This window comes from Nostoc sp. PCC 7107, assembly GCF_000316625.1.
GTDB lineage: Bacteria > Cyanobacteriota > Cyanobacteriia > Cyanobacteriales > Nostocaceae > Nostoc_B.
Genome location: NC_019676.1, coordinates 577211 through 590229 on the forward strand (window position 1 = coordinate 577211; position 13019 = coordinate 590229).

Genomic DNA, 13019 nt, shown 5'->3' on the forward strand with positions numbered 1-13019 from the left:
CCACAGAGGCACAGAGACCACAGAGTTATGAGAATTTGAGAGATATTTTGCATAAGTTTGAGGATTTTGGGCTAACGATAGAATCATGTTTTGGGCTTATTCCGAACTCATGTTACTTAGGCCGTGATGGGCAAAATTAAGGGCGGGTAGCCCCACCCAATTAGTTAAAATCCTTGCAACTGTTTTTCAGTTACCCACGCAGCATGAAACCCATAAGGGACACGTTGGGGAATTAAAACACGTGCCACAGGTTCAGCGGTAATATCTTGAGCATTCAACACCAATAATTCAGAAGTATTGGCTGTCTCATCGTGAACAAAGGTCATCAACCAACCATCATCTTCAGCGGTAGCCTGGGGACGTGGTGCAAATACAGACTCACCGCCATAACGTCCTTGCCCAAATAGATTAATTTGGGATGTACCATTGTGAAAATCGTATTTCATTACGCCTTCAAACAAGGGTACAGGAGTAGGTGCGCTTTTGTTAACGTAACCATAGCGAGTTTGTCGCCCTAAGAAATTCTCGTTAACGCGAGGAAATTCCCCGGCGTGATCATCTAACCTAGACTCAGACATAGCCCCAGTATTCAAGTTAAACCGCCATTGATGTAGTCGGGGAATATTGGCATCTGGATCATCAATACCACTAAAACCCAACACCGAAGTTGAACTCATCCGACAGGCTATGAGTACAACTTCATCACCTTGTTCGTAGGCGTTTAGGGTATGAAACACATAGCAAGCCGGACTCTCAAACCAGCGAATATTGCTGTTATCGCCGTGACGTGGGAGAATGCCAAAACGACTTGGGCGATCGCTCTCAAACATGATCATTGGTTTTCCCTGCTGCATCCGTTCTGGGCGGATAGTTACGGGTAAATCCATGAAAATTGTATAGTTTTCTGTGATGGCGAAATCGTGCATCATCACAGGTGCGGGAATTTCAATGGGTACAGTCGATAACAACTCACCTGCGGCGGAAACTATGCCGTATTGCAAATATGGCGGCATAAACGAATAGCCAAAAAATACCATTTCACCAGTAATTGGGTCTACTTTGGGATGGGCAGTGAAAGCAGACTTTAGTTTGCCATTATATGTGTGTTCGCCAATTGTCTTTAACTCAGGCATCTGAATTGTATGAGGCGCACCAGCTTCCCACACGGCTAATAACTGCCCGCCATGCCAAACTAAGGCAGTATTGGCAGCATTTCTCGATATGTGAGGATGATCAGCCTGTGGTGGTTCTAGCAGCCCAGTTAAAATTGCCTTACCTGCGTCATGTTCTGCTTGCCATTTTTGCGTCTGCACATAGCGGTTGCGATAAACTGCTTTACCCTCGCTAATTCTCACACCATGCAGCATTCCATCGCCATCAAACCAGTGATACTCACCAATGGGGGAGTATTGAGGGTTAGGGCCATTGCGGACAAACATCCCTGAGAGTTCAGGCGGTAGTTCACCAATTACTTGCAGGTTTTCTGCTGTAATTTCTTTTTGAACGGGTGCAAAGTTGCCATCAAGATATGGATTCACCAATGTTTGGCTCATAATGTCGTTTATGAAATTCTGTAAATTTGCCAGAGTACTTAATCTAATGATGACAATATAGCGTTTCTCGTTTTATTGAGGTAGGACAAGGTGTTCAGTTGGGTTAGATCAGCATTACTAAGTAAATAGGGTGCGCTAACAGTGTTAGCGCACCCTCCAAAAATTAATAAATTGTTGACAAAAGTAGATATATCTCAATAAAACCTACAGATGCAAACCTATGAAATATTGATAATTTCCCCAGCATTGATACTTTTAGTAAATAGCTACGCTGCGAATATATACGTATTATTTAAATTTATGATTGTTGATGCCCCTTGGCATCGCATTCTTTATGCCAACACCTTTTGAGCAATCCAATCCGCCAGCTATGGGCGAATCGATGGGGGTTTAATTCTAATTTAGAATCACGGCTAAATAAGGGTTGGTTAAGATACTGCCAAAAGGGAAATTTAATTTTGGTGTGTTTTTCTGCCATAGTATGAGGAACAAATGAAATATATATAAGCGATCGCGTTATAGCAGTAGTGGAAATTTTTACTAGAAACCGCCACGTACTGATTTTCTAGTTAAAGATGACATGATAACTATTCAATTGTCCTGGTGACAATTGCGGAATTTTACGTAAAGTTTTCTGTCCATTTCGTTAGACTCAAAATGATCCTCAAAGTTCCTAAAGCTGAATACTGCGTGGTTATAACTGCCATATTTAGCATTTGTACTGAGTTCGTTCCTCATATAATGCCCTGCGGGAAAAGAATAGTAACAAAAACTTCCCAAATATTTCGGTTTCTCCAACTACTTACACTCTAAAGCCAACACTTGAGTTACTATTTCTGCTATTGCTTTTGTGGATTTTGCGTGGGGAGTAGTCAAAAATAAATATGGCAACAGTTATCAGTCAGCAGAGCTTGGAGCATATAGTTGTTACTGCCGAGCAATTTGTCATTCAGGGTAAGGTTAAGAGTGTGGCTGCGTTTGGCAGTGGTAATATTAATGACACTTTTCTCGTCACCCTTGATTCTGCGCCATTACAGCATTTTGTCTTGCAACGCATCAATACCCAAGTATTTCGCCAGCCGCAACTGATTATGCAGAATATGCGGATTTTTAGCGATCATGTTTATCAGCGGTTGCAACATACACCCCTCAATCGTCGCTGGGAATTACCACGGGTATTGTCAACACAGGATGCTCAAGATTATTGCATTGATGCTGATGGCTCTTTTTGGCGGGCAATTAGTTTTATTCAAAACTCCCAGTCTTTTGATACGATGCCAAATATTGGCTATGCCACAGAAATTGGCTATGCCTTGGGGATGTTTCACAATTTAATTAGTGATTTACCACCAGAAAAATTTGCCGATACCCTTGCAGGTTTCCACATTACACCGCTTTACCTGCATGATTATCAAAAAGTTTTGGCAAACACCACCCCGCAATCATCGCCTGAAGTTAATTATTGCTTGCAGTTTGTCAGCGATCGCACCACTTTTGCACATATCCTGGAAAATGCCAAAGCTCAAGGCCAATTACCATTACGCTTGATGCACGGCGACCCCAAAATTAACAATGTACTGTTTGATACGGCAACTCAAAAGGCTGTCAGTGTAATTGATCTAGATACTGTGAAGCCAGGATTGGTACATTACGACATTGGTGACTGTTTACGTTCTGGTTGCAATCCCCTGGGTGAAGAAACTGAGCATTGGGATAGTGTTTATTTTGATACAGATTTGTGTCAGGGAATTTTACAAGGTTATCTGGCGGTTGCTAAGGCGTTTTTGACGGAGAATGATTATGCCTATATGTACGATGGCATTCGTTTGATTGCTTTTGAATTAGGACTGCGATTTTTTACTGATTACTTAGCCGGAAACGTCTATTTTAAAGTCAAGCACCCAGAACACAATTTAGCAAGGGCGATCGTTCAGTTTAAGCTCACCGAAAGTATCGAAGCTCAAGCCAGCCAAATTCGCAAGATTATTCAGGATATGCAATGAACGAGCAGAAATTCAGTTTGCAACCCTTTAAATCTGGTAATTTGCTCCCGAATGTGCAAATTACAGGTAATATCGCCCGAAATGATCATCAACTGACGATTACTTACAACCTCCGCGGCGATTTAACAGAAATTATCATTGCTTCACCATCTGATACACCAACCCGCAAAGATGAACTGTGGCAAGATACCTGCTTTGAGTTTTTTGTGGGGCTGAAAGACTCTCAACGTTATTGGGAATTTAACCTCTCTCCTGCTGGACACTGGAATCTCTATCGTTTTGCTGGCTATCGTCAAGGAATGCAAGTAGAAACAGCTTTTACTTTTCTGCCATTCTCAGTGGAACATCAGGCTGAGATTTTAACCCTGAATTTAGATGTGGATTTGGCTAAAATTGTGCCTTCAGAGCAAGCTATTGATGTCGCAATTACGACTGTGGTAAAACAAAAAAACCATCAAGTGTCTTACTGGGCATTAGCTCATACAGGTGCTGAAGCTGACTTTCATTTGCGGGATAGTTTTTTCATTCGGTTGTGAATTATCGCAAGGGGCAAATTATACCATTTCACCAAATAAATGATACAAATAATTTCTCCCCTGCTCCCCTGCCCCCCTGCCCCCCTGCGGCCTATTTGTATCAAACTTAAAGTGAAACGGTATTAGAGGTGACAGAGTTAAAAGTCTTTTATTGTCTAAGTTTTATCGCTTACCGATGCCCTAACTACCTTGGCTAAAGCTATAGATACAGAAAGCAAATCCCAAATAGTATGAGGGGTCAAACCCATCAGGGGGTTAACCCCGCAGTCAAAATGAAACTAGCAAAAATACAATTTTAGTAATCGATTACTTTGTTCAGGGTTTTATAGGCTATAAATTAAAGCGATCGCTACCACGGAACTGCGATCGCTTTTTATTTTTGAATGAGTCCAGCAATGGCAGCAATTAATTTTACCGGATCAGCGGGTTTGGCAATATGCAGTTGAAATCCGGCGGCGAAAACTAGCTGTTGTGTTGCCTCTGCGGCGTAAGCTGTGAGGGCGATAGCGGGAATTTTGCCACCTTGATTAGTAGGTTGCGATCGCAGTTTGCGAATTAAAGCATAACCATCGACATCTGGCATACCCAAATCACTTAACAGTAAATCTGGCAGGGACTGTGCGATGGATTCAAGGGCTGCTTGGGCGGATTGTGCGGCGGTGACAATTGCTCCCTGTTGTTCCAAAAAAAATGCCAGAAACTCTCGTGTATCCGCATCATCATCTACTACTAATACCTTGATGCCTTCTAGAGGCAGAGAAAGCATAGCTAATGGATAGGAAGGTACTTTGGTTTCTTCCGTGACTAACTCTCGATTTTGTGGCTGGGCTGGTAAGCAAACTGTAAATGTTGCGCCTTGCTCTTCTCCAGGACTTTCTGCCCAAACTCTACCACCATGTAACTCGACTAGCTGGCGAACAATGGCTAAACCCAGTCCTAATCCGCCTGCTCTCCTGGTGATGCTACTATCTGCTTGACGAAAATACTCAAAAACGTAAGGCAAAAACTCAGGACTAATACCTTTACCTGTATCCTGAATCTGGATTTGCACTTGCGAATCGATCTGTTTTAAATTAACAGTCACCTGTCCACCATCGGGGGTAAATTTGACGGCGTTCGATAGCAAATTCCACACAACTTGTTGTAGACGGCTACTATCACCTTTTACTTGCCCAATTGTAGAATCAAGATGCAGTTGAATTTGAATTGATTTCGCTTCTGCTGCCAATTGCACTGTTTCTAAGGCAGATTCAATGGTGGTAGTGAGATTAACATTTTCTAAATTCAGTGATAACTTACCGCGCAGAATCCGAGAGATATCTAATAGATCATCAATCAATTGCACCTGTAACTCTGCATTCCGTTCAATTGTCTCTAAGGCGCGATCAGTGGCGGCTTCGTTTAAGTTGCGTTTCCGTAATAGCTTCGCCCAGCCCAAAATCGGATGCAGGGGCGATCGCAGTTCATGAGACACTATCGCCAAAAATTCATCTTTAATACGGTTTGCAGCTTCGGCGGCTTCTTTAGCTTGTTGGCGTTCTTCCGCTACAGCTAAGGCTTGATCCCGTAAGTTCTTATATTCTTGCACTCGAAAGGTTAAATCTGTCACATCTTGAATGGAAAACAGTGCATAAAATCCATCTCCATCTAATGACGGTACAGCAGTAACTGTTGTGTGTTGAATGCGGTATTTATCTTGTGGTAGTGCTACAGGAATGACATATTTATGCAACTGTGAAGAAAAGATGGAAGGTGGCCCGCCTTCAAAAATTTGCTTTAACCGGATAGTATAGCGGGGTTGATGCAGATGAGGAAAATACTCGTCAATCGAGCTTCCTAGAATATTATGTCTGGGAATTTTTGTCCATTCTTCCAAACAGCAGTTCCAAAATAAAACGGTGTAGTCTGAATGTAGAACAAAAGCTCCCAAAGGAATTTGGTCTAACAAGCTAAATTTTTCCTGGGCTTGCTCAATTCTGCTCATCTTCTCACACTGTTTTTAATTGATGCTGTTCAAACTAATTGAAATTTTCCCATAATATAGCCATCCTAAATGAGTTATGAAATTACTCGTTGAGGTAGGGAACAGGGAACATAAAATAAAGAATTACAAATTTACTTTGCTTCTGCACGCATAATTTAGGAATGCTATCCGGACATTTCTTCGTTAATCGCTTTAATTAACGCATCAAATGTCCCCACCTCAAAGATTAAAATAATATCCCCAATTAGTTCCAATTGTTCAATTGCAAACCTTGCTTGTGCCAGTAATATTTTAGTTTGATCATTATCATTATCAAATAATAATAAATTATCAATTTTGTCTTCTAAATAAATAGGTATTGTGTAATTCATGCGTTGCTTTAATACATTGCTAATTGAACCCATTACTCCATTAATCACAATATTGCCTATTTCGCTTAGAGTACCAATTTTTACCTCATCTAAATCTGCTGAATTTGCTTCTTCTCCAGTCAAAACTGCCACTAATGTTGATGCACTTTCTGTCGGGAAAATTAACCCCGCAGTCCCATAAAAGGAGCCTGTAAAACTCAGCTTGACAGATGCTAAATTAGCATCATGAAATCGGGTTGCTAATTCTTGATAAGCTTGTATAGCAGTCAAGACTTTGACAAAGGGAATTTCCAAACTAATGTGAGAATCTACCATTTCATTCAGTAGACTTGCGGCTCGACCAACTCCAATATTAATTAATTCTTGTAAAGCATCTAGTTGATCTACTGTCACATTCATAGGATGTTTATTCCTTTGTATTTATAGCTTGCTGAACCACTTCGCGTAATTGTTGTTCTTTTGGTGGTTTATTGATAAAGTTAACTGCTCCTAAGTTATAGCTTTGATTACGTGCGCCTTCTTGAATATCTGCCGAAATGATAATTGTGGGAATTTTTAACCCTTCATCTTGTAAAGCTTGGAGAAATTCAAATCCATTCATATCTGGCATAAGTAAATCAGCCAATACACAATTAGGCTGATGTTTGTGAACTATTTCTAATCCTTCACGCCCATTAGTTGCTTCTAATATTTCATAACCATCGGCTTGCAGAAACTTGCGAATCATTCTCCGCGAAAAGGCTGCATCGTCAATAATTAACACTAAGCTCATCAGGTTGATCCTAAAAATTCATTGGGTTATGTTTACTCATTTTATATTGGTAATTCCGCCGATAAATGTTGTTGAATAAAACTCAGAATGTCGAAATAAAATTTAATTTATCTATAATTTAATTTTATATTTTTCAGCAAAAGCAACATTTTTTCAAAATACATATACTGCTGAAACTATAATGCTACTTTTGGGAGAGTTTTGTCAAATTAATTAGGTTTTGGCAATCTCATCTCTTGGCTGGGCTTGCCGTAGCCAGTGTAAGATGGTGGTGTGGTGAATGTCTGTAACGCGTTCAATTTCCCGTAGGCTCATACCTTTGCAATACATTTTTAAGCAAAGTTGCTTGATATCATTTGAATAAGTCCAAGAATGGTAAGATTCAAGAAACTGACGGCCACACTGTTTACATTTGTAGCATTGTCTGTTTTTGCGACGACCATTCTTATAAGTTTGAGTTGAGTGGCAACGAGGACATTGCATTGCTCTCAGTTGAATTATTAAGGACAATCATTATCTTTTCAGCATTACCTACTGTGAACATCTTTCTAGGGAAATATATCTATTGATTTAAAAAATATTAAAATTAAGACGAAAGATATAAATTTATCGCCGATCAATCTAATGGAGTTAACAGAAATTGACAACGATGATATGGAAGCATTTCTCTTGGAAAGCAATGAGAGTTTGTCCGAAATTGAAAGAGACATCATTGAGCTTGAGAAAGCATCTGTTAATCGAGAAGCTTTAGAGCGGATTTATCGCTCGCTCCATACACTCAAAGGAAACTGTGGATTTTTGCCATTTCCCAAGTTAGAGTCACTGGCTCATGCGGGAGAAAGTTTAATTTCATGTTTGCGTGAGAGTGCAAAGCAATCATTAGTTAACAGCGATCGCAACTTTGCTGTTACACAACCAATCATCAGCACCTTATTACAAACAGTAGATAGCATCCGTCAGCTGTTATCGCAGATTAAAACTACCACACAAGAAGGCAGTGATGATTATTCTACACTTATTCGTGATTTAGCGAAATTAGAACAAACTCAACAGGTAGTTACCATCTTACAATCATCTCCAGCGACCGAACCGATTGAAACAGCAACTACAATCACAGGCTCAGAATCAGCTTATATCCGCGTGAATGTGAGTTTGCTAGATCAGATGATGAATCTAGTCGGTGAACTGGTTTTAAACCGGAATCAAGTGATGGGATTTTCCCAGAAATATCAAGATAGTAGCTTTAGTGCGACTTGTCAGCGGCTCAACTTGATTACATCCCAGTTGCAAGAAGGAGTGATGAAAACTCGACTGCAACCAATTAGTACTATTTGGCAAAAATTCCCGCGAGTAATTCGAGATTTAGCGATCGCACATGGTAAACAAGTTGTAGTAGAAATGCAAGGTGCAGAGACAGAAGTCGATAAAAGTATTATTGAAGCTATCAAAGATCCCTTAACTCATTTAGTCCGCAACTGTATTGATCATGGCATTGAATTGCCAACCGAGCGCAGTGCTGCTGGGAAACAAACCACAGGAAAGATTTTTTTGCAAGCCTTTTATGAAAACAGCAAAGTTAACATTGAAATCGGTGACGATGGACGCGGTTTATTTCCAGCACAACTCAAAATGCGGGCGCAGCAACTAGGTTTAGTAAGTCCTGCACAAGCAAAGACAATGAATGATGCAGAAGCTATAAATTTAATTTTTTTACCAGAATTTTCCACCTCCCAACAAGTGACAAGCCTCTCTGGGCGAGGGGTAGGGATGGATATTGTCAAAAGTAATATTGATAAAATTAACGGCAGCATTGAAATTGATAGTCAGCCGGGAATAGGAACCACCTTTAAACTAAAAATTCCCCTGACATTAACAATTATCCCCGCATTAATTGTGAACAGTCATGGCGATCGCTATGCTATCCCCCAAGCCAGCCTGGAAGAATTAGTTTACTTAGAACCAGAGCAAGCACTCAAACAAATTGAAACATTCTACGACGTACCCGTATATCCCCTGCGAGGAAATCTCATCCCCTTAGTTTACCTCAATCAAGTCCTACACCCATCAAGCCCTCCCCACTCAGTACTCAGCACTCAGCAAGCTGCTCAACCCTCCCTACAGCCAACAGCACTAGTCTTAGTAGTTATCCAATCCGACTACTACCAATTTGGGCTAATTTTAGACGCAGTTGAAGACATTCAAGATATCGTTGTCAAACCTTTAGGAAAGCAATTAAAAGCCCTATCTCTGTTTACGGGAGCTACAATTATGGGCGATGGCAGAGTAGCATTAATTCTTGATGCGGTAAATTTGGCAAAACAAGCGGGAATACATGAAAAAAAACAACTATTGGCGAGTATTTTCGGTGCAAACATCCCAACAGAAGTAGAGGAACGTCAATTAATTTTACTGTTTCAAGGAACTCAAAGTGCATTGATGGGGATTCCGGTGGCGATCGCTTTTCGGTTAGAAGAAATTCAGCGTCATGCTGTCGAAAAAGTGGGGAATCAAGATGTTGTCCGGTCTTCTGGCAGAATTTTGCCTATAATCGACCTGAAAAACATCTTTCCTGACGATACAAAGCCTAGTCAAGAAACCGAGACACTGCAATTAGTGATTGTCTCTCCCAATGCCGAACTGAGTGTGGGCTTAGTAGTTGAACGCATTCTTGATATTGTAGAAGAACCACTGACAATTCAAGGTATCCCTAGTAGACCTGGAGTTTTGTTTTGTGCTGTCATTCAAGGGCAAATCACAGAAATATTAGATGTTGAGGCTGTGATTAAGATTGCTAACCCCTATTTGTTGCAAGTGAGCGATCGTGGCTGAACAACAACTCTGCACTTTTTGGTTAAATAAAATTTACTTTGGCATTGATGTGCGGCATGTTCAAGAAGTGATTCGTCCCCAAGTTCTAACTCGTGTACCTTTAACACCGCCAGATATTTGTGGATTAATTAACTTGCGCGGCCAAATTATTACTGTCATCGATTTACAGCAGCGATTAGATATGGGTGAGTCAGCCAGGCGGAACACTCAGCTAGAAGCACCCCTGGGGTTTAATATCGTTGTATGTTCTGATCATGAAGTAGTCAGTTTACTTGTTGATGATGTTGGAGATGTTTTAGAATTTCCCGAAAACACCTTTCAATCTCCACCCGCAACCCTAAAAGGTAGAATGCGTCAGATACTGGCGGGAGCTTACCCAATTGCAGAAGGATTTTTGTTAGTTGTTGACACTGAAAAAATTCTCAACGTTAAAGTCATTTAGGAGTTATTGGCAATGGCTACAAATCGGTCTGGGAAAACAGCTAACTCTAAATCTCCCACAGAAAATGGTGCGGAACCAATACAAACCAACCAAAATCCAACAGACATCCAACTACAACCTTTATTAGCAGCATTAAAAGCCGCCAAAAATGGTGATTTCACCGTTCGTCTAGCAGTTGAGGACAATGGTTTAAGTGAAATTGCCACAGTTTTTAACGAATGGGTGAGTTTGAACCAAAATGTCAACAACGAAGTGGCTCGTATCGCTTCGGAGATTGGTACAGAGGGAAATTTAGGTTCTCAAGCCGTAGTCAAAGGTGCTAAAGGTTCTTGGCAAGAATTACTCAACAACGTCAATCAAATGTCTGCAAATATCTCCGAGCAGATTAAAAGTATTCGAGAAGTTACCCTAGTCGTTGCTCAAGGAAATTTATCTCAGCACATCGAAGCCGACAACGCCGGAGAATTTAAACAACTGACTGATAATGCCAATCAGATGATTAGCCGTCTGCGATCTTCTATCAGACAAATGGCAGATGTCGCCACAGCAGTTGCATCTTCCGCCGAAGAACTCACCGCAGTCAGCAAAGAAATGACAGAAAATGCCAAACAAACTTCCGAACAGGCAAATTCCGCCTCAGCTTCAGCCGAACAAGTCAATCAAAATAGCATCACCGTGGTGACAGCAGTCGAAGAAATGAACGCCAGCATTCGAGAAATTGCCAAAACTGTTGCAGAAGGGGCGAAAGTCGCAAATCAGGCAGTTAAAACTGCCGATCGCACCAATGAGACAATAGATAAACTTGGTCAAAGTAGCTCGGAAATTGGCAAAGTCATTAAAGTTATTACATCCATAGCCCAACAAACAAACTTACTCGCACTCAACGCCACCATCGAAGCCGCTAGAGCCGGTGACGCAGGGAGAGGATTTGCCGTCGTCGCCAATGAAGTCAAAGAATTAGCCAAGCAAACAGCCAACGCCACAGAAGATATTAGTCAACGTATTGAAGCGATTCAATCTGATACTCAAGGTGCGATGGCCGCCATCAGCCAAATTACTGACATCATCAACCAAATTCACGACCTACAAAGCACCATCGCCAGCGCTGTCGAAGAGCAAACGGCAACCACAAATGAAATTGCCCGGAATATCGCCGAAGCCGCCCAAGGTACAACAGATATTGCCAAAAGTATCGGCATTGTCGCCCTGAATGCTCAAACTACCACCATTGGAGCCAGTAATACTTCAGCCGCCGCCACTGAATTAGCCCGAATGGCTGTAGATTTGCAAAGGGTTGTCACTCAGTTTAAGTATTGATAGGCACTTGGGCTTTGCCCAAGACCGTACTTCTCTCCTTGTGGGCGGAACAAATTTAAAATCCCCAAGCTGTAACCCAAAAGTGGGTACAGTCAATCTAAAATCGCAAATCTAAAATCCAAAATGGATTGACCATGCCAAAAATTCGGGTATTAGTTGTGGATGATGCGGTGTTGGTTCGCAGTCGCGTCAGTAAGATTTTATCCAGCGATCCGCAACTGGAGGTAGTTGGAGTTGCCGCCAATGGTCGCATTGCCTTAGCCAAGATTCCGCAAGTCAATCCTGATGTTGTCCTCTTAGATGTGGAAATGCCAGAAATGAACGGTTTGGAAACTTTGGCCGCCCTCAGACCCATTTATCCACACCTCGCAGTAATTATGTTCAGCACCTCTACCCGCGCTGGCGCAACTGCTACCATAGAAGCTCTCTCTTTAGGTGCTTCAGATTACGCCACAAAACCGAGTAATCTAGGTAGTGTGGAGGCTGCTAACCAACATATCCGCCAAGAATTAATTCCCAAAATTAAACTATTTGGTGCAGGAATCCCGGCGGTTTCGCCCTTAAAGGCGATCGCCAATGCTGTTGTTCTTCCTATCCCGAAAAAAACAGCACCAGTGGATGTGGTCGCCATTGGGGTATCTACTGGGGGGCCAAACGCTCTTGCTACACTGCTGTGTAATATACCTGCTGATTTCTCTGTTCCTATTCTGATTGTGCAACACATGCCGCCGATGTTTACAAAGCTACTCGCCGAAAGATTATCTTCTAAGTGTCAAATTTCTGTAAAGGAAGCAGTTACAGGAGTTACCTTAAAAGCTGGACAAGTGTGGTTAGCACCGGGAGATTTTCATCTGATTGTGCAGCGTGAAGGAAATCAGGTGTGTCTAGCTGTTCATCAAGCACCTCCAGAAAATTCTTGTCGCCCTTCCGTGGATGTACTGTTGCGTTCAGTAGCCCAAGTTTATGGTGCAAGGGCGATCGCAGTGATTCTTACAGGTATGGGTCAAGATGGTCTGCACGGCTGTCAATGTATTCGAGAAGTTGGCGGACAAGTGTTAGCACAAGACGAAGCTAGTAGTGTAGTCTGGGGAATGCCTGGTTTTGTCGTCAATGCCGGATTAGCAGATCAGATTGTTCCCCTTGAGAAAATGGCGGGTGAAATTATGCAGCGCATCCATCCTGTTCAAAGGTCAGGTCTGTAATGAAATAGGC

The 13019-nt window shown here is 41.7% G+C and carries 10 protein-coding genes; 6 read left to right on the top strand and 4 right to left on the bottom strand.

The window, feature by feature from the left end; translation table 11 throughout:
• Positions 1-164: 164 nt before the first annotated feature.
• Positions 165-1553, bottom strand: a complete 1389-nt coding sequence (locus NOS7107_RS02485) for a carotenoid oxygenase family protein (protein ID WP_015111403.1) — start codon at positions 1551-1553, stop codon at positions 165-167.
• 884 nt (positions 1554-2437) lie between these two features.
• Here NOS7107_RS02485 and NOS7107_RS02490 point away from each other — a divergent pair.
• Complete coding sequence (locus NOS7107_RS02490) at positions 2438-3556, top strand: phosphotransferase enzyme family protein (RefSeq protein ID WP_015111404.1); 1119 nt, start codon at positions 2438-2440, stop codon at positions 3554-3556.
• Positions 3553-4092 (top strand): DOMON-like domain-containing protein, encoded by a 540-nt coding sequence (locus NOS7107_RS02495; RefSeq protein WP_015111405.1) that lies wholly within the window; start codon positions 3553-3555, stop codon positions 4090-4092. The genes NOS7107_RS02490 and NOS7107_RS02495 overlap by 4 nt, the downstream gene beginning before the upstream one ends.
• 373 nt (positions 4093-4465) lie before the next feature.
• Here the strand turns inward: NOS7107_RS02495 and NOS7107_RS02500 are convergent, their stop codons facing one another.
• From NOS7107_RS02500 to NOS7107_RS02510, 3 genes are all read right to left on the bottom strand, one after another.
• A complete protein-coding gene (locus tag NOS7107_RS02500; protein ID WP_015111406.1) occupies positions 4466-6076 on the bottom strand; it encodes an ATP-binding protein in 1611 nt (536 codons plus the stop codon).
• Between the two features lie 164 nt (positions 6077-6240).
• Positions 6241-6846, bottom strand: a complete 606-nt coding sequence (locus NOS7107_RS02505) for a hypothetical protein (RefSeq protein ID WP_015111407.1) — start codon at positions 6844-6846, stop codon at positions 6241-6243.
• Positions 6847-6853: 7 nt separating this feature from the next.
• Positions 6854-7219 carry a response regulator gene (locus NOS7107_RS02510; protein ID WP_015111408.1) on the bottom strand — a complete coding sequence of 122 codons (366 nt, stop codon included), beginning with the start codon at positions 7217-7219 and terminating at the stop codon, positions 6854-6856.
• 624 nt (positions 7220-7843) lie between these two features.
• On the opposite strand from NOS7107_RS02510, the gene NOS7107_RS02515 reads away from it, so the two are divergent.
• From NOS7107_RS02515 to NOS7107_RS02530, 4 genes are all read left to right on the top strand, one after another.
• On the top strand, positions 7844-10048 hold the full coding sequence (locus NOS7107_RS02515; RefSeq protein WP_015111410.1) for a chemotaxis protein CheA: 2205 nt from the start codon (positions 7844-7846) through the stop codon (positions 10046-10048).
• The gene (locus tag NOS7107_RS02520) at positions 10041-10490 is read left to right on the top strand and encodes a chemotaxis protein CheW (protein ID WP_015111411.1); all 450 of its coding nucleotides are present in this window, start codon (positions 10041-10043) and stop codon (positions 10488-10490) included. Before NOS7107_RS02515 ends, NOS7107_RS02520 begins: the two co-directional genes overlap by 8 nt.
• A 12-nt stretch (positions 10491-10502) precedes the next feature.
• Complete coding sequence (locus NOS7107_RS02525; protein WP_015111412.1) at positions 10503-11807, top strand: methyl-accepting chemotaxis protein; 1305 nt, start codon at positions 10503-10505, stop codon at positions 11805-11807.
• A 134-nt stretch (positions 11808-11941) separates the two neighbouring features.
• Complete coding sequence (locus NOS7107_RS02530) at positions 11942-13009, top strand: chemotaxis response regulator protein-glutamate methylesterase (protein WP_015111413.1); 1068 nt, start codon at positions 11942-11944, stop codon at positions 13007-13009.
• Positions 13010-13019: the final 10 nt, after the last annotated feature.